Source organism: Solimicrobium silvestre (assembly GCF_002976435.1).
Lineage (GTDB): Bacteria > Pseudomonadota > Gammaproteobacteria > Burkholderiales > Burkholderiaceae_D > Solimicrobium > Solimicrobium silvestre.
In genome coordinates this window covers 1-16139 of sequence record NZ_PUGF01000035.1, presented here as the reverse complement: position 1 = coordinate 16139, position 16139 = coordinate 1, and the positions used below count along the sequence as shown (strand labels likewise).

Here is a 16139-nt window from a genome sequence, read left to right as displayed (position 1 = left end):
ATTCAGATGGAGTGTTTGAACATGAGTTATTTTGTCAAAGCACTATTTTTATTCATTATCGTCTTGGGCATGCAGTCATGCTATGCCCAATTTGCTGTTGTAGTCGGCGCTAAGAGCGAAGTTGCCGCCATGTCAGCGGATCAGGTCGCCTCCTTATTTCTTGGCAAGACCGATAAATTTCCCAATGGCAGCACGGCATTATTGCTGGATCAATCTTCTGGCAGCGCAATTCGCAATGCATTTTATGACAAGGTAACTGGGAAAAATGAGGCGCAGATTAAAGCCGGTTGGTCGCGTTTGGTCTTTTCTGGTAAGGGCACACCGCCGAAAGAAATCAGCGGTTCTCAAGAGGTGAAAAAACTGGTTAGTGCTAATCTGAATGCGGTTGGTTATATTGAAAAAAGTGCAGTTGATGCTTCGGTTAAGGTTTTACTGTCGGTTGACTAAGCTCAGGCAGTCACGTTGTTACGATGAGTGTGCCATTCATTTCTTCATGTCCGTTACCGCAAAAATTGTCGCATAAAAATTCATATTTTCCTTCCTTAAGCGCGCCTAAGTGAATCTTGGTACTTTGTCCCGGAAGCAAATCTGCTCGAATAGTTAAGTCTGGAATATTGAACCCATGCATAAAGTCGAGTGAGGTAAGTTCCAGTACCACATGCTCGCCTTCTTTAATCGTGATTTGATTTGGGCTATAGCTAAATTTCTTTGCGGTGATTTTTATCACACGTTCTTTTTTTTGAAGCTTAGCAGCAGCCAATTCCTGCGCGTTGAGCTTGCCGCCCAATAGCAGGGCGGCAAGGCTGGCAAACGAACCTATCAGCATTGATCTTCTTGATTGGTTCATGATTTAGACCTTGGTGACAGGGAATTCGACAATCTGATATTGCGGTTCGACTTTTTTAGCTTCTACTTCACGGAAGCCGATTCCTTGATAAGGCGCGGCCGGATTCCAAGGTAACGGAGTACGCTTTTCTTGTGAGCCGGGAGCGGGTAACGGGAAAATAAGTGACTGTGCTGCGTGATGGTTAATGTGCCCAGTCTGGTGATGATGTTCTTGGTGGATATGACCATAAAACACGGTCACATTCGAGTAGGGCATGAGTAAAGCAATGGCTTTATCACCATCGCGCGTCGCCCAATCCCACTTGGGCACAAGGTCAAATAAAGGGCGATGCGTGAAGAGCACAATACGAGCATCCGGCTTTTGTTGATCAAGATCATTTTTGAGCCAGCTCAACTGTTCATCACCAATCCGCGCACCGGGATCGGAGACGTTATCAAGCACAATAAAATGCACGCCTTTATGATCGAATGTGTAATGAGTAGCACCGAAATATTCTTTAAACGCCGCGCCATTGTCGAGTGACGCATCGTGTTCTCCCGGCATGAAGTGGATGGTTTTAATGTTGATGCCAGCGATGATTTCTTTGAATTCAGCCATACGCCTACGCCGCTCTTTTGGGTCATCCGTTGTGTGCGTCAAGTCACCTGTGAATACAATAAAATCGGGCGGCACCTCCAAAGCATTCACAGATGCAACCGCTTTTTGCAAGGTGTTTGCTGCGTCTGGATTCGGTGGCCCACTGAAGCCCCAATGTGAATCGGATAGCTGAACAAAATAAAAATCATCATCAGTTGAAGCTGTTGCCCCTGCTTGGCGGTACAAGCCAGAAAGAAATACGGCACCACCGCCAGCTGCAGTTAATGCTAAAAATTTTCTACGATCGATCATGATGTTCTCCATTGTTATTAACGTTAAGGTTGAATACGGGCGACTATTTTTGCTCTGTGGTGATTTTTAAGTAGGTGATTAAATCTGCGCGCTCTTTGGCTGAGGGTACGGAAAATCCCATTTTTTGGCCGGGGATTAATTTTTCAGGATTCGATAACCACTTATCTAATGTTTGTTCATTCCAGATAATCGTGGATCCTTTCACCGCTGGCGAGTAGACGTAATCTGTTTGGCTACCGGCTTTTCGATTGAATAATCCCTTGTGCGCGGGACCGACACCGTTGTAGTCAATTGAATGGCAGGCCACACATTTACTTTGATAAAGCGCTAATCCACGTTCTGCATTTCCAGCTGCGCACACGGTGGAAGCCACACCCCAAAAAAATAATGCCATGCCAGATAAGTATTGATAAGGTGCCATGTCATAATCCTTCGATGGTTACGTTGTAATTAAGCCTGTTGATGAAAAATCGGGTACACATGTTGGATAACTCGAACCGCTAAAAATATATTCCTGAATAATTATTTTTATTTTTTTGGGAATAAATTCCGGCATTACGGAGTCTCGTGTTTAGGGACTAGATAATTTAATGGGTAGCTATTTGAATGATGTAGATGAAACTAGCCGTTTCGAGGCAATTGTTTTGCCGCACTTGGATGCGGCATACAACTTAGCCCGTTGGCTGACACGCAATGACCACGATGCCGAAGATCTGGTGCAAATGGCATTTGTGCGTGCCTTTAAGTTCTATAGTGGATTCCATGGCGGTAACGCACGGGCTTGGTTATTGACCATTGTGCGCCATACTTTTTACACCTCGCTACGCGATCAGCAGCCTGAAAATGAGGATGTTAATTTCGATGAAGCGCTGCACAGTGCGCATGAAAATTCTGGACATGGTTCGCCGTATGATATCGGCTGCAATCCAGAAAATAGTGTCGAAAATAGTGACACTAGCCGCGTCGTGAATCAGGCATTGGAAAAACTGCCGCAAACTTTTAGAGAAATTGTCATCTTAAAAGAGATTGAAAATTTGTCTTACAAAGAAATTGCTGAAGTAGCTGGCATCCCAATTGGCACAGTCATGTCGCGCTTGGCGCGCGGGCGGAAATTATTGCTCAACTATTTGCAGCAGGTTGGTGTTGGAGGTTCGAATGGACTGTAATGAATCACAAAAATTAATGTCAGCGTATCTTGATGAGGAGTTAGATCCATCAAGTGCCGCAAAGTACGCAGAACATCTGTTGAGCTGCACGGCATGTAATAGTCAATATGAAGAACTGTTGCGCTTAGGTTCTACGTTAAAAACGCACAGCACCAACTACACAGCCCCTAGTCATTTGCGTTACCGGATTCAAGCCGATCTGGATGCGTTGAAGCCGCGTAAGAAAAGTAGTAGAAAGTGGTCTTGGGCCTGGATTAATTTTGGCGTGGCAAGCGCATGTTCGTTTGCTTTTGCGCTGACGATGTCGTTGTACCTTGCCGTTCCCTCTGAGGCAGACCGTTTAGATCAGGAGATCGTCGCAAGTCATTACCGCTCTCTGTTGGCAAATCATTTAGCGGACGTGGCCTCGTCGGATCATCATACCGTCAAGCCTTGGTTTAGCGGCAAGCTCGATTATTCACCGCCGGTTTTTGATTTCGTTGACCAAGGGTTTACTCTGCTGGGTGGAAGGTTGGATTATGTGAATCAGCGGTCAGTCGCCGCATTGGCTTATCGCCACGACAAGCATCTGATTAATCTTTTTGTGTGGCCGGATAAATCGCAAAATGAATCCCCTGCAAAAAATACATCAATGCAGGGATTTCATCTACTTGAGTGGACCCATTCTGGGATGGCGTATCGAGCTATTTCCGATATGAATGCGCAGGAGCTGGCGAATTTTCGCGCGTTGTTGATATCTCAAATTGACAAAGAAACGAAAACACCTTAACGCTTAAAGCCTGTTTTTGTTGGGTTTGCAAGTTGCAGATTGGATGTGCATCCAATCTGCAACTTGCAAGCTTAAATCAACCGACTTTAAACGCGCCTTCATCATAAGCCGTGCAATAAACTCCCCAGTCATTTTCAACTTGTTGCGCACATTCTTGCGCAGCTTTGAGTAGCTTACTGCGCCATTTATTTTTGTGGCCATACGCAATCAATTCATCCGCAATAGCAGAGCCGTCGCGGCCAGTGCTGCGCAGATGTGCACTGGCGACGATGTTGGCCAGGCAGGAAACGGTTTTATGTAATTCCTGCATGGTGTGCTGGTTACGATTCAAGCTGATGCGGTCTTCCGACGGTTGCAGGGCGCGTAAAATATAACCTTCATTGCCAATTTTGACTGCAGTTAAAAACGCCATCGAAACGGATTGCATACGATGTTCAATATCCACTACGCGATGTGCTTCGGTTTCCCATTTTGGTTGGCGGGTTTTTAAATTGCTGACTAAAGTGGACGGCATGGCATTTTTTAAATCGAGCAAATAATTACCGTCAGGCGAGCCTTTGCCTTTCACCAAAATTACAAAGCGATCAACACCCAGACTGCCGGTTCCGGCAATGCGACGGGCGACGTCCAAGACTTCAAAAAATTCAGGATTGGGCTGAGTGCTGGCGTAATCATTAATGACTTTAGTGACAATGGCACGCTGCTGCGCTGTTGCGGCCAGCGCTTTTTTTCCATCAATATTAATGGTGCGGGTTTTATTTTTACCGCGGCCTTTGGCGGTTGTGCGTTTATCCAAATAAGCCGGACGTTGGCGGTCACGTAAATCATTTAGTAATTGATGAATAATGCCATGCGAAGTTTCGCGTTCGACCCAAGTTGACTTGCCAGTGGTGAGTGCTTTGGCGTAGGCGTCCACCAAGGTTTCACACAAAGCATAAGCTTCGTACTGGCTGGCAGAAAGGCTTTCTGCGCCGATTAAAATACTGGTGAGAAGTCGTACTAATTCCCAACTTAACGGAGCGAGTGCAGCTTCGTCAAAATCGTTCATGTCAAAGTAAGCGAGACGATTATCACCTTTGTAACTACCAAAATTTTCCAGATGCATATCACCGCAATTCCAAGTCAGCGGTGCAGATTTAAAGATGGAGTTTTTAGGCAAGCGTTCATAAAAAAGATGGCAAGTACCGCGTAAAAAAACGAACGGGTTGGTTCGCATATTGTGGTACTTCATGGCGACGCGTTCTGGATCACGCTTACTATTAAAGTCGGCTATGCATTGGACAACGTCTATCATCATTACTCCCAAGTCTTTAAAATAATCAGGGGGTAATTATTTGCTAATTAAGTCATTCTCGCAACAAGCTTATAAAATTAACGATGCTAAATTCACATTTTCCCTTGATTTGATCTACCAACTATTCCCCTGCTAATGCCGTCAAGCTACAATGCGCGCCATGACGACGCATACACCTTCCCTAGTAGTAGAAAAAATAGCAGCACATTGTTCGGCATTGGCGCAGTCCGTGGCGATTGAAGTGGTGGCGCAAACCGGTTCAACCAATGCTGATTTGTTAGCACGCTTGCCTACGTTTTCAAGCCCATTAGTTTTGGTGGCTGAAACCCAAACCGCTGGCCGTGGCCGCGCAGGCCGCAGTTGGCTTAGCGCGCCCGGTTCCTCGCTGACTTTTTCATTGGCATGGCCTTTTTCACAATCTCCCCAAGCCTTGCTCGGTTTACCTTTGGCGGTAGGCGTGGCGTTGGCGGACGCGTTAGGGTCGCTGGATGTGACGGTGCGATTGAAATGGCCGAACGATATTCTTAAGGACGGGAAGAAATTGGCCGGCGTGTTAATTGAAACAGCCAACCATTCCAACCAGACTTGGGCCGTCATCGGTGTGGGTTTAAACTTGTTGATGCCCGAAGAGTTGGAGCAGCAAATTGGACGGCCCGTAGCCGATGCCACGTGGTTGGCGCAGATGGACAGAAATCAGCTGTTAGCTATTTTAATTAATCACCTTGTAGTGTGTTTGCAGCAGTTTTCAAATTCCGGTTTTTCGGCTTTCGTCCCAAGCTGGAATGCTTTTCATGCTTATGCTGGGCAGCATGTGTCCATACTCGACCAAGGTCAAATTACCCAGCAAGGCGTGGCTCTTGGTGTGGATGCCTCTGGTTGTTTATTATTACAAGATCAGCGCGGCGTAGTTTGCTCAATCATGGCTGGTGATGTGTCGTTGCGACCAATTTAAAGTGAGGATCACATGCTGTTATTAATTGATGCTGGTAATACGCGAATCAAGTGGGCATTAGTCGATACTAATCAAGCGCCGCAGTTGGGTGAGTGGGCTCAGTTTGGCTCAATTAGCCATCAAGAATTTGCCGACGAAGCAACGCCTTGGAGTGGCTTTGTTGTGCAGCGTGCGGTTGTGTCCAATGTGGCTGGCAGTGCGCTACGCACGCAATTGGCAGAGTCATTGCAACGGCAAAATATTCCGGTGGAATGGCTAGTTTCACAAGCGGCATGTGCAGGAATAAAAAATCAATATCGTGATCCGACCCAACTTGGTTGTGATCGCTTTGCTACAGCGATTGCCGCGCACGCCTTGTTTCCTGATCAGGCATTCATTGTCGCCACCTGTGGTACTGCGACGACGATCGATGCAGTGACTGCGGAAGGTATTTTTATTGGCGGCATGATTGCACCGGGACTGAAATTGATGGCACAATCACTGGCGCAAAATACCGCACAGCTTCCCAGTGTATTAGCGAGTGCGAGTATGACAGCGCACTTCGCCAACTACACCGAAGCCGCGATTGTGAGTGGATGTCTGGCGGCGCAAGCCGGTGCGATTGAGCTTGCAGTGCGAAACTTTTCTGCAATGCCGGATTTAAATACGGCGATGCCGCCCCTTTGTATTGTGTCGGGCGGTGCAGCAAAATACATTATTCCTAGTTTGGGTATCCCACACAGGTCGGTTGATAATTTGGTTCTTATTGGATTGCAGGTGATTGCTTCATGCTGAAATTTATTTTTATCTGCCTACTCATCGCAAATGCCTTGTTGTTTGCATTGGGGCGTGGCTATTTTGCTAGCCCAATTTTTGAAGCACACCAGCCGCAACGGCTGTTACAACAACAAAATGGCGATCACTTAAAGCTTATTTCCGCTGAAATGGCGACTGCGCCAGTCATCCCCGATGTTGTTGAGCCAACCAAGTCTGAAACGTTCGCTTGTTTGGAATGGGGTTCATTCCTCACCACGGATTTAAATCAGGTCGAAGCCAAATTAAAAGCGATACCGTTTGGTAATCGCCAAGCGCGCCAAAACGTGCAAGATGTAGCAACCCACATCGTATTTATTCCACCGTTAGCCAACAAAGAAGCGGCCGATAAAAAGGCCTTGGAGCTGACCCATTTAGGCGTGCATGATTTCTTCATCATTTCAGATCAATCGGCTATGCGCTGGGGAATTTCTTTGGGAGTGTTTAAAAGCGAAGATGCGGCCAAACAATTGATGGCGACCTTAGTTGCCAAAGGCGTACACAGCGCAAAAATCGGTGCGCGCACGGTAGCGACGAATAAGTTTAATTACGTGTTTAAAAATGTGAGCGGCTCGGAAAGATCGGATTTGGATAACCTGAAAACTGACTTCCCTGAGCAAGATTTGCATGTATGTAAATGATGTTTTAGAGGCTGAGATTGGCGCTCGGCTTGGTAAAGAAGTTCCACGACAGCAATCACCCTGATGATCATCACTAACCGGCAGAAATGTATGAGCGACACATCTTCTTTTCGTCTAGTACTGGAACGCGCACTGAGCCACTCGTTGGCGCATTTGGATAATCTGGAACATAGCCCGGTTGGAGCCAGCGCAAGTCTGGAAACGTTGCGCGATCGGCTGGCTAAACCGCTTCATAACGAAGCCATGCCAGCAGAGCAGGTAATTGATGAGCTGGTTGCCGATACGGCGGGCGGCATCATGGGCAGTGCCGGTGGACGCTTCTTTGGTTGGGTGATTGGTGGTTCGCTGCCTGCTGCACTTGCGGCAGATTGGTTGACCAGCGCCTGGGATCAAAATGCCGCCTCGTATGCCTGCGGACCAGCCGAAGCCGTGATTGAAGAAGTGTGCGGCGCGTGGTTAAAAGATCTGCTCGGTTTGCCGAGTCACGCCAGTTTTGCACTGACCAGCGGCTGCCAGATGGCGCACGTTACTGCGCTGGCGGCAGCGCGTAATGCCTTGCTGGCACGCCGTAACTGGCAGGTTGAACGAGATGGCCTGTTCGGCGCACCGAAAATCCGAATCTTGAGCAGTGACCAATTCCACGGCAGCATTACACGTGCAACGCGCTTGCTGGGTTTGGGAACCGGTGCGGTGACGGGTTTGCCGGTTAATCAGGCAGGTCAGCTGGAAGCGGCAACCCTTGAAAAGGCTTTGCAAGATACACCCGACACGCTGACGATAGTGTTGCTGCAAGCGGGCGATCTCAACATCGGCGCGTATGACAGTTTTGCCGAGTTAATTCCGCTGGCACATCGCTACGCGCATGGGTGCATGTCGACGGCGCATTCGGCCTGTGGGCAAACGCCAGCGCGCGCCATCGGCATTTGCTGAAAGGTGTCGAACATGCGGATTCATGGTCGACCGATGGACACAAATGGCTGAACGTACCCTATGACAGCGGCTTTGCTTTCGTCGCCCATCCAGAAGCACATCGCAATGCCATGTCTTACGAGGCAAGCTACATTTCACATAACGATCTGGTACGCGAACAAAAAGACTGGAATGCAGAATGGTCACGGCGCGGGCGCGGTGTTGCGACTTATGCCGCGCTACGTCAACTTGGCCGCCAAGGTGTTGCTGCGTTGATCGACTCTAGCTGCGAAGCCGCACATGCGTTGGTGACCGGTATCGCCGCACTACCCGGTGCGCAGTTGATGTGGGAACCGCAAATTAATCAGGGGTTGGTTCGCTTCCTCGATCTTAGTCCTGAAGCTACAGAAAGCGATCATGATCGCTGGACTGATGCGGTGACCAGTGCTGTGGTGGCAAGTGGCGAGGCGCTGTTTAGCAACACGACTTGGCGTGGTAAGCGTTGTATGCGGGTGTCGGTGTGTAACTGGCAAACCAGTGCGAAAGATGTCGCTCGCGCAGTTGCAGCGGTGGAGCGGGTTTTACGTGCGAAGAGTGTGAAGTAACGATTGGCGTGACCAACAGGAATCGAAAATAAGCTTGAACTCCCAATTCAAGCTTATTTTGTTTAATTTTTTAAAGTCGCAACAAAATTAAACGTAATCCATTATTTGTATAAATATTAATTTTCTAAGCGTATTTAGCCCCTAATAGCAACAATGTTTACAGCTTTTTTATATCCCTTCCCGCTCTTTTCGCAAGTTCTTTATACCTCTCTTGCTACACTCGCTAAACTGTAATAAGCCTCGCTGGTGAAGACTTATTCAGGCGGCAGCTTATTTTTTGCCGAAATAATGAACAACAATTAATCTTGAAAATAAACGTAGTGCGTTAGTGCCATTCCCCATCGTGAGATGGCACGTTATTAGCACTCAAATAGTAACTATTTGTAGAAAGTCTTATATATGTCTAGTTGTAATAGTCGAGTAAATGGCCGTCTATTAATGGCCCTGGCATTCGCTGGTGTAGTGGGAACGCCGATTGCCTATGCAGGCGATACAGGTTCAAGCGAAGCCGCTGTCAAGCCGAGTGCGGCTTGTGATCCGTACAAGGATTTTTCATGCCTGGATAGCTATCTAGGAACGGGCGTTTGGGAACGCATGGCGAATTACTATTCATTGGAACATGGTCATGATGGCGCGCCGGTTGATCCAAAGGCACCACCATCACGCCGTGATGATCAGACGCCCGCAGCGCAAACTGCCCCGCCTATGCCATTTACTGAGTGGCCTTATGGTGGCACGTCACCTTTGGGTGCTTCGACACCTAATGCAACTGACAGCCCGCTCATGGTCGGTTTGGCAAATACCAGTTTTGGTAAGTGGATGGCGGACAACAATATTCAGACTTACGGTTGGATTGACGTTGGCGCGAACCTCAGCACCAGCAAAGTGCATGGTGGTAATGCTCCGGCGGCCTATGACTACAACCCGAATGCCTTGGATTTGAACCAGATTGTTGAGTATTTCGAGCGTGTGCCAGATATGGTGCAGAAAGACCACAATGATTGGGGCTTCCGGGTTTCGGCCATTTATGGTTCCGATTACCGCTACACCACTTCCTATGGTTTAGGCAGCTATCAGCTATTGAACAAGAACGCGGCCAATGGTTGGGATTTGCCGATGTTATATGCGGACTGGTATACCCCATTTGTGGGTAACGGCCTGAACATTCGCGTTGGTCGTTATATTTCTGTGCCAGACATCGAAGCGCAACTTGCTCCAAACAATTATATGTACTCGCATTCGATGACATATACGTTTGATAACTATACAAATGAAGGTATTCTTGCTTCTTTGCAAGCAAACAAAAATCTGATTTTGCAAGCTGGGATTACTATTGGTACAGAAGCTACGTTTAATCATGCGTGGCAGACAGAGCCTAATACGAATCCGAATGCGTTGTATCCAAACTCGACCTTCAAAGTAGATCCGGGTGCAAGACCTGCTGGCACATTATGTGCTCGCTATAATTCCGATGATGGCAAATCTAATGTAAATGCTTGCGCGAACGGAATTAACAATGGTGAATGGGGATACAACAATCTTCAATGGTATGGCGTAACTGCTTATCACGCGTTTAATGATCATTGGCACCTCTCTTGGGAATTGTATGAAGAGCACCAAAAAGACGTTCCTAATCTGAATAACGCTTATGTTCAGACAAATATTGTTAATACCGGCACTGGTACACCATTCTCACCGAATGTCATGCCATTCAACGCACCAGGTATGGCATTTTGCTCAAACGCAAATGTTTTGACGTGTACAGCCTATTCAATTGGTTCCACGGCTTACTTGAACTATTCTCCAGATCCATTGAATAATTTCTCGATTCGCCCTGAAATCTACAAGGATGAGCAGGGTCAGCGTACCGGCGTAGCAACCACGTATAAAAACTTAGCCATAGGTTGGCAGCACTGGTTGTCTCCACAGATCGAATTGCGCCCTGAAATTGCTTACTACCATGCTGATCTTCCTGCGTTCAACGGAAACTCGAATCGTGGAATCTCTCCTGACAAGAAATCGGAAACGATTCTTTCTGGCGACATAATTTTCCACTGGTAATGTTCAATCCCCGTGGGTCAACCACGGGGATAGTTGTATGGCAGAAGAGATTTTATTTGCGTTTAAAAACACGTTCTATATAAAAATACCGTCAAGCCAAATGACGGTATTTTTATTTGTATCAATGATTAAAAGGGAGTACTTGGGTAGCAGAATAACTATCCTTAAGTCAATTACTCCGCTTCTTAAAAATGAAAATTTAATAGTCACCATTTCAAAAATGCTTGACGCTACACGCCGCATTAACTGATACTTAAAACATCCCTGAAAAAGAGGGGATCAGGTTTGACAGCCTGACTGGAATCCGGGCGTACAGACGGCGCAAGCCGTTTTTTTTGTGCGTTTGCTGTCGCGCGCCTTCTTTGGGCGGCGGTAGCGGGAGGCTTCGGCCTGCTGGCTTTACCTAGGTTCTCCAGTCTCTTAACCCGTTATTTGCCGCCCACCCGTTTCATAGCGGGTGAGTAGTTAAATCGCAGACTAAGGAGCGCACCATGACTAGCACCGATCAGAGCCAAACTCAAAAGCAGGCTCAATTCATCACTTCCCATGCAATCGATACGGTTGATGCCTATACACTGGCCCATGATATCGTCAGCGACTTGTCTGCCATTTTTGAGTTACTCGAAAAACTTGATTTCGCTGACTACAGTAATGAACGGCTTTCGCGCATATTATCCGAAGCAGGATTCAGGCATGCGGCAGACAGACTTCAGTTAATTGATGAGAAGATCATCGATGCCAAAAAAACGCTGGATGAACTGATTGATGCCAATAAATCCAACATGAAGATGTAAATAGCAATTCGTCGGAAAATTAATTGCAACCACGCTGGCAGCGTTAATGCTGCCGGTGTGGGGCTGCACGATCGATACGCTCAATCTAGCGTATCGGCCTTAGTGCTGAACGTTGCTGTTTCACGAATATCTTTAATTGCTAAACATTAGTCATACTTCGGCGAACAACCAATTTTATAACTCCTGATTATCGAAACAGTGTTTGTTTTTTTAGGATGTGTGAATGGCGGTAAACAATTAGTTGCCTGATTGGTTGGAAAGAAAGGCGAATGTCTCCATCGTGCTAAGCGGGCATAGGCGGCTCTACATTGCAGTTATTGGATGCAAAAGATATTCCAATTTTAATAGCTCTGGGAATGAGTTTTGATATATACAAGTTGAAAATAAAAATGAGGTACACGTTAACTCACGACTACCTTTAAATTCAATCCGCTCCAAGATAAATTCAGCTTTTTTCAAATCTGCTGAGTTCAAATCATTAATCCAAATATGCGCAAATGGAGCGCGTTTGGGAGGTGGAGGCGGCTCAAACTCTAATCGACCTACAAAATGTTCTATTTTCAAATCTTCAGGTGAGTGGGAAATATCGATGAGCGTTTCTTTGGCAATCTGCGAAAAGTAATCGTCCGTATCTTTTGAATACCAATTTCCATCAAAATTACCGACTTTTGCTTTGCCAATAAAGTGATTAATAACTTGGTGAAAATCTGGAGCCGAACCTAAATAAATACTAAAAAATTGATGATCGCCATCCATTGCTTGGCAAATATCAAAGTCTGGCCCTCTAAAGTAAATCATCGAAATTCCAGATTGAACTGGCAATGTCGGACATGGATCTTTAAATTGTGAAAATGCAGGCATCGATAACAGGAAAAGAATTAAAGTGTGAAAAATTTTAATCATTTCTAAATATGTACCTTTTCATTATATAACTGCATAGTGCCCATTTTAGTCACGCACATTTTTTCTGTAATGAAGATACCAAATCACTAAGTCAATTCATCTAGTTTACGCAAAATTCCTGCCCGGTGTCTTTTAACAACTATATATTTGGGAAGTCGAGTCAGGAAATAATGAAATAAACCATTTTTCATACAAAGCTGCCGTTCAGTTACGCGATCTCCTATTACACGAGCTCGCAGCACTTGCAAAAATTCTTTATTCCAAGCCCAAACGATCCCACCACCTGATTCAAATTTGAAATGGGCGTCCTCCGGCCATGAGATTCGATCAAACTGACGACTACACTTTGTACAAGCGCCACGCCCTCGAATTTTAGTTGCGACGGACTGGGGAACCAGCAAGTAACCGCCAGATTTCTCATCTTTTACATATTGATCTGGAACAACTGCATTGAATAAAATAGGCGATCCACAGTTTGGACATTTAACGTTAATATCTTCCGGCCAAGAATAAAATTCATATCGATTGTCTAGCGTGACGCAGAACCGCCGTCTTCCGTGCCTGCGATGTTCGATTTTTGTTGGCATATTTTAATGAATAACTTTTTCAGATTCGAGGGGTGTGGCATTGACTGCAATGTGCCGGATCTTGTCCGATATGGCACTTAGATGAAGTCATGTGATCCGTTGTGGATTTTCGTCAACATGCGCAGCACGGCCTAGTTCATCCTGATGCACAACGATTGTTCCCCCGATCATGTCATGCAATGTCTGTCTCTTTCTGGATATAAGCATTGTAATAATATCCGCCGCCACAAATACAGCCATCACCATTTGAACCGGGAAATACCAAATCGGCCTCATGGAATCTTCCAATTGCCGGTACGCTTTAGGTTGGAGAAAAAGGTTATGAAATTGATCCGCTGGGATATTACTGATTACAAAGTAAGTTGAGATGATCCAAGGTAGGCTTTCGATGAATAATGGAATATTTCTTTTGAAGCTTTGAAGGAAGCTGATCGGGCTTCCTTCAATATTTAAAACTTTCAATCCCATGATGCGTTTGCCAATAGTTTTGCCAAATTTGGCGTGGCAGTAAAATGTGTACAGATAAAATGTCGAGCCTTGCAGCACTGCTATAGCTACCGCCAATTCTTTGTGTCCTCCATTCAATGCATCAGTTATCCAAAAAAACAGTACGCAAAACAGTGCGTCTATCCCATGCGCAACCGCTCGCCGCCAGAATCCAGAGTATTCTAAATTTTCTTCGTTCAACTCAATACCTCAAATAAAAATTGTTGAACCGCACATTAGTCCGCCATGTGCGCCGCAATGGGCCAATCACTAATTAAATACATTTTCAACCGTGGGCCTAGATCTTTTCCCAGAAACCACATTCTTAATAATATTTTGTAATTTTTGATTAAATCGATCATCAGGGGCGACGCTTAATGCATATTTTATAGTTTGCTGCGACTCCTTATCTTGGCCCGAAATTAGCAAATTCATAGCGTAATTACCAAGTAGTTGCGGGTCATCTTTCCTCACCTCTGTCGCCATCTTAGAATAGTTTAAGGCTTTGCTTATGTCATGATTATGTATCGCCTCTAAAGAAGCTTCCTTATAGAGCACATAATTTTGGGGCTGTAACTTAATGCCCTGCTCCATCAAACTTAGCGAGGCCGTATGATTCCCTAATGCTTGGAAAGCAAGCGCCTTAAAGAAAATGCTTTGCCAATGATCAGGCTTTATTTCTAAACACTGATCGAATTCGTGTATTGCTTTTTTCAGATTATCTACCCGATTTTTTTCCCGGATTTCTTTGCCATCATAATCACCAAGTTTTACGTTTCCATTGAGATATTCACTTCCCAATTTGTAGTGCTGATTAAACAGATCAATATTCTCTTTGTTAGTCATATCAATCAAATTATTATTCCCATACGACCACGTAATTCCACTAAGACAGAGAATTATTGCCAATATAATTTTTTTCATTTGTCCGACTCAATAAATTTTTCGTAAAGTTGAAAAGCACGCTTACGTTAAATCACGCTATTGGATGACCGACCGCAATGTGCTGAAACAGGCAGTCAGCTATACAACCCAAACGACTTCTTACCTCGCATTGAAATCATTCAAATTCAAAATTACTTAAAGTTGCCTATTTGAATCAATACGGAGGATATATTTATCTTGAAATTTTGTCTATGCGCAATTTAGGGCAGTCGAAGGCAGAGATTTACGACACACATAGCGGAGGCAATGGCTGAGATAGATTGGCAAGCAAATAGCGGAAACTGGCGCAATTGTTTTTAATGGTGAATTTCGCAAATCGGGTTACACAGCCGCGACATGAATCTTAAGATTGTTGGATGCTGTAAAGACTTGCTAAATTTATCAACGTAAGTCATTGATTTTATTGGTGCGACCGACAGGAATCGAACCTGTATTGCGAGCTTCGGAGGCTCGTATCCTATCCGTTGGAAGACGGTCGCAGGGTTGGCGTTAATTTGAATAACTAACCGATGTACAGCAGGCGCGAATTATAAGCCAAAATGCGGGCTGACTGACTATGCAGCTGATATTTTATCTGATTGTCGGACGAAACCGGTCAAAGTGTGTCAAATGTTGCTCTGTAAAACTGTATTTTATAGGTTTGACGTACTATTTCCAGTTCCAAACAGTGCACTTTAGTTCTATAATCTGGGGTTCGCGAGGCACTAAGAGTGATTAAGAAGCACGGTTTTATTTAATTTAGCCGTATAAAAAAACAAGCTACCAGACACCAAAAATAGGGTATTGAGGAAATTATGAGTGATGCACACGATCAGCACGAATCAGCAATAAAAACCCCAAAACAACTTGTCGTTGCTGTCTTAGCGGCCATTCTCGTACCAATTATTTGTATTGTTATGTTGGTGCAATTTGTGACTTCCGGTAATTTGCCTAACGCCGGTTCCAGTGCACAGACACCTGAAGCAATTGCGGCGCGTATTCAGCCAGTGTCGGATGTAGGCTACACATTTAAAGATGCTAGCGCGCCTAAACAATTGCTGTCTGGCGAAGAAATTTACAAAACCACCTGTGTCGCATGTCATGGTGCTGGTGTTGCTGGCGCGCCTAAATTTGGTGATTTGGCTGCTTGGGCGCCACGCCTTAAAGAAGGTTACGACAAAGTGGTTGGCTATGCTTTACATGGTTTGAATGCGATGCCAGCCAGAGGTGGTAATGCTGATCTGGATGATGTTGAAGTGGCGCGTGCCGTGGTGTACATGGCAAATCATAGCGGTGCTAGTTTTAAAGAGCCTGAAGTTCCTGCTCCAGCGCCTGCAGCTGAAACTGCCGCTGCTAAGTAATTAATTCTGAAGTGAATAAAAAAGCCGATCATTTGAACTGCACCCCAAAAGTTGGACATCCGTCCAAACTTTTGGGGTGTTTTCATGAGTAAGTATTCAAAGCAATTCAAACTAGCCGTTGTTAAACGGTATCAGGAAGGTTCAACGGGTTATAAAGCCG

Annotated in this window: 18 protein-coding genes, 1 tRNA gene and 1 pseudogene; 11 read left to right on the top strand and 9 right to left on the bottom strand. The window is 45.5% G+C overall.

Annotation, left to right across the window (positions count from 1 at the left end; all coding sequences use genetic code 11):
- Nucleotides 1-21: 21 nt before the first annotated feature.
- Entirely contained in the window at nt 22-447 is a 426-nt protein-coding gene (locus tag S2091_RS22390; RefSeq protein WP_105534201.1) for a type 2 periplasmic-binding domain-containing protein, read from the top strand.
- Nucleotides 448-457: 10 nt separating this feature from the next.
- Here the strand turns inward: S2091_RS22390 and S2091_RS22385 are convergent, their stop codons facing one another.
- Genes S2091_RS22385 through S2091_RS22375 form a run of 3 tightly spaced genes read right to left on the bottom strand, consistent with a single transcriptional unit; the run spans nt 458 to nt 2156 of the window.
- Nucleotides 458-847 (bottom strand): cupredoxin domain-containing protein, encoded by a 390-nt coding sequence (locus S2091_RS22385; RefSeq protein ID WP_105534200.1) that lies wholly within the window; start codon nt 845-847, stop codon nt 458-460.
- Nucleotides 848-850: 3 nt separating this feature from the next.
- Nucleotides 851-1735, bottom strand: a complete 885-nt coding sequence (locus S2091_RS22380; protein WP_423828255.1) for a metallophosphoesterase family protein — start codon at nt 1733-1735, stop codon at nt 851-853.
- A 43-nt stretch (nt 1736-1778) separates the two neighbouring features.
- On the bottom strand, nt 1779-2156 hold the full coding sequence (locus tag S2091_RS22375; RefSeq protein ID WP_243405532.1) for a c-type cytochrome: 378 nt from the start codon (nt 2154-2156) through the stop codon (nt 1779-1781).
- 169 nt (nt 2157-2325) lie between these two features.
- Here S2091_RS22375 and S2091_RS22370 point away from each other — a divergent pair, with 169 nt between their 5' ends.
- Nucleotides 2326-2901, top strand: a complete 576-nt coding sequence (locus S2091_RS22370) for a sigma-70 family RNA polymerase sigma factor (RefSeq protein WP_105534198.1) — start codon at nt 2326-2328, stop codon at nt 2899-2901.
- The gene (locus tag S2091_RS22365) at nt 2891-3670 is read left to right on the top strand and encodes an anti-sigma factor family protein (protein ID WP_105534197.1); all 780 of its coding nucleotides are present in this window, start codon (nt 2891-2893) and stop codon (nt 3668-3670) included. The genes S2091_RS22370 and S2091_RS22365 overlap by 11 nt, the downstream gene beginning before the upstream one ends.
- Nucleotides 3671-3746: 76 nt before the next feature.
- On the opposite strand, the gene S2091_RS22360 is transcribed toward S2091_RS22365, so the two are convergent.
- Nucleotides 3747-4964, bottom strand: coding sequence for a DUF2252 domain-containing protein (locus S2091_RS22360; RefSeq protein WP_105534196.1), 1218 nt, complete (start codon nt 4962-4964; stop codon nt 3747-3749).
- A 160-nt stretch (nt 4965-5124) separates the two neighbouring features.
- Here S2091_RS22360 and S2091_RS22355 point away from each other — a divergent pair, with 160 nt between their 5' ends.
- From S2091_RS22355 to S2091_RS22325, 7 genes and pseudogenes are all read left to right on the top strand, one after another.
- Complete coding sequence (locus S2091_RS22355) at nt 5125-5916, top strand: biotin--[acetyl-CoA-carboxylase] ligase (RefSeq protein WP_105534223.1); 792 nt, start codon at nt 5125-5127, stop codon at nt 5914-5916.
- A 12-nt stretch (nt 5917-5928) separates the two neighbouring features.
- Nucleotides 5929-6690: a type III pantothenate kinase gene (locus S2091_RS22350; protein WP_105534195.1), complete on the top strand. Its 762-nt coding sequence runs from the start codon at nt 5929-5931 to the stop codon at nt 6688-6690.
- The gene (locus tag S2091_RS22345) at nt 6684-7349 is read left to right on the top strand and encodes an SPOR domain-containing protein (RefSeq protein WP_105534194.1); all 666 of its coding nucleotides are present in this window, start codon (nt 6684-6686) and stop codon (nt 7347-7349) included. Before S2091_RS22350 ends, S2091_RS22345 begins: the two co-directional genes overlap by 7 nt.
- Nucleotides 7350-7412: 63 nt before the next feature.
- Nucleotides 7413-8863 (top strand): annotated as a pseudogene (locus tag S2091_RS24830) (pyridoxal phosphate-dependent decarboxylase family protein).
- Between the two features lie 399 nt (nt 8864-9262).
- A complete protein-coding gene (locus S2091_RS22335) occupies nt 9263-10924 on the top strand; it encodes an outer membrane beta-barrel protein (RefSeq protein ID WP_105534193.1) in 1662 nt (553 codons plus the stop codon).
- 37 nt (nt 10925-10961) lie between these two features.
- A complete protein-coding gene (locus S2091_RS22330; protein WP_105534192.1) occupies nt 10962-11174 on the top strand; it encodes a hypothetical protein in 213 nt (70 codons plus the stop codon).
- 241 nt (nt 11175-11415) lie between these two features.
- Nucleotides 11416-11718 carry a hypothetical protein gene (locus S2091_RS22325; protein ID WP_105534191.1) on the top strand — a complete coding sequence of 101 codons (303 nt, stop codon included), beginning with the start codon at nt 11416-11418 and terminating at the stop codon, nt 11716-11718.
- Between the two features lie 303 nt (nt 11719-12021).
- Here the strand turns inward: S2091_RS22325 and S2091_RS22320 are convergent, their stop codons facing one another.
- From S2091_RS22320 to S2091_RS22300, 5 genes are all read right to left on the bottom strand, one after another.
- A complete protein-coding gene (locus tag S2091_RS22320) occupies nt 12022-12621 on the bottom strand; it encodes a hypothetical protein (RefSeq protein WP_105534190.1) in 600 nt (199 codons plus the stop codon).
- Nucleotides 12622-12707: 86 nt separating this feature from the next.
- The gene (locus S2091_RS22315; RefSeq protein WP_105534189.1) at nt 12708-13208 is read right to left on the bottom strand and encodes a hypothetical protein; all 501 of its coding nucleotides are present in this window, start codon (nt 13206-13208) and stop codon (nt 12708-12710) included.
- 87 nt (nt 13209-13295) lie between these two features.
- A complete protein-coding gene (locus tag S2091_RS22310) occupies nt 13296-13895 on the bottom strand; it encodes an RDD family protein (RefSeq protein WP_165795072.1) in 600 nt (199 codons plus the stop codon).
- A 69-nt stretch (nt 13896-13964) separates the two neighbouring features.
- Nucleotides 13965-14618 (bottom strand): tetratricopeptide repeat protein, encoded by a 654-nt coding sequence (locus tag S2091_RS22305; protein WP_105534187.1) that lies wholly within the window; start codon nt 14616-14618, stop codon nt 13965-13967.
- A gap of 425 nt (nt 14619-15043) precedes the next feature.
- A tRNA-Arg gene (locus S2091_RS22300) sits at nt 15044-15118 on the bottom strand.
- Between the two features lie 315 nt (nt 15119-15433).
- Here S2091_RS22300 and S2091_RS22295 point away from each other — a divergent pair.
- Complete coding sequence (locus S2091_RS22295) at nt 15434-15979, top strand: c-type cytochrome (RefSeq protein WP_105534186.1); 546 nt, start codon at nt 15434-15436, stop codon at nt 15977-15979.
- Nucleotides 15980-16139: the final 160 nt, after the last annotated feature.

What these genes read in the sequence shown, in the direction of transcription:
- S2091_RS22295 (WP_105534186.1), top strand. Translation starts at nt 15,434, where the DNA reads ATGAGTGATGCACACGATCAGCACGAATCAGCAATAAAAACCCCAAAA.
- S2091_RS22325 (WP_105534191.1), top strand. Translation starts at nt 11,416, where the DNA reads ATGACTAGCACCGATCAGAGCCAAACTCAAAAGCAGGCTCAATTCATC.
- S2091_RS22315 (WP_105534189.1), bottom strand. Translation starts at nt 13,208, where the DNA reads ATGCCAACAAAAATCGAACATCGCAGGCACGGAAGACGGCGGTTCTGC.
- S2091_RS22365 (WP_105534197.1), top strand. Translation starts at nt 2,891, where the DNA reads ATGGACTGTAATGAATCACAAAAATTAATGTCAGCGTATCTTGATGAG.
- S2091_RS22355 (WP_105534223.1), top strand. Translation starts at nt 5,125, where the DNA reads ATGACGACGCATACACCTTCCCTAGTAGTAGAAAAAATAGCAGCACAT.
- S2091_RS22345 (WP_105534194.1), top strand. Translation starts at nt 6,684, where the DNA reads ATGCTGAAATTTATTTTTATCTGCCTACTCATCGCAAATGCCTTGTTG.
- S2091_RS22335 (WP_105534193.1), top strand. Translation starts at nt 9,263, where the DNA reads ATGTCTAGTTGTAATAGTCGAGTAAATGGCCGTCTATTAATGGCCCTG.
- S2091_RS22370 (WP_105534198.1), top strand. Translation starts at nt 2,326, where the DNA reads ATGGGTAGCTATTTGAATGATGTAGATGAAACTAGCCGTTTCGAGGCA.
- S2091_RS22385 (WP_105534200.1), bottom strand. Translation starts at nt 847, where the DNA reads ATGAACCAATCAAGAAGATCAATGCTGATAGGTTCGTTTGCCAGCCTT.
- S2091_RS22360 (WP_105534196.1), bottom strand. Translation starts at nt 4,964, where the DNA reads ATGATAGACGTTGTCCAATGCATAGCCGACTTTAATAGTAAGCGTGAT.
- S2091_RS22320 (WP_105534190.1), bottom strand. Translation starts at nt 12,621, where the DNA reads ATGATTAAAATTTTTCACACTTTAATTCTTTTCCTGTTATCGATGCCT.
- S2091_RS22390 (WP_105534201.1), top strand. Translation starts at nt 22, where the DNA reads ATGAGTTATTTTGTCAAAGCACTATTTTTATTCATTATCGTCTTGGGC.
- S2091_RS22375 (WP_243405532.1), bottom strand. Translation starts at nt 2,156, where the DNA reads ATGGCACCTTATCAATACTTATCTGGCATGGCATTATTTTTTTGGGGT.
- S2091_RS22350 (WP_105534195.1), top strand. Translation starts at nt 5,929, where the DNA reads ATGCTGTTATTAATTGATGCTGGTAATACGCGAATCAAGTGGGCATTA.
- S2091_RS22305 (WP_105534187.1), bottom strand. Translation starts at nt 14,618, where the DNA reads ATGAAAAAAATTATATTGGCAATAATTCTCTGTCTTAGTGGAATTACG.
- S2091_RS22380 (WP_423828255.1), bottom strand. Translation starts at nt 1,735, where the DNA reads ATGATCGATCGTAGAAAATTTTTAGCATTAACTGCAGCTGGCGGTGGT.
- S2091_RS22330 (WP_105534192.1), top strand. Translation starts at nt 10,962, where the DNA reads ATGGCAGAAGAGATTTTATTTGCGTTTAAAAACACGTTCTATATAAAA.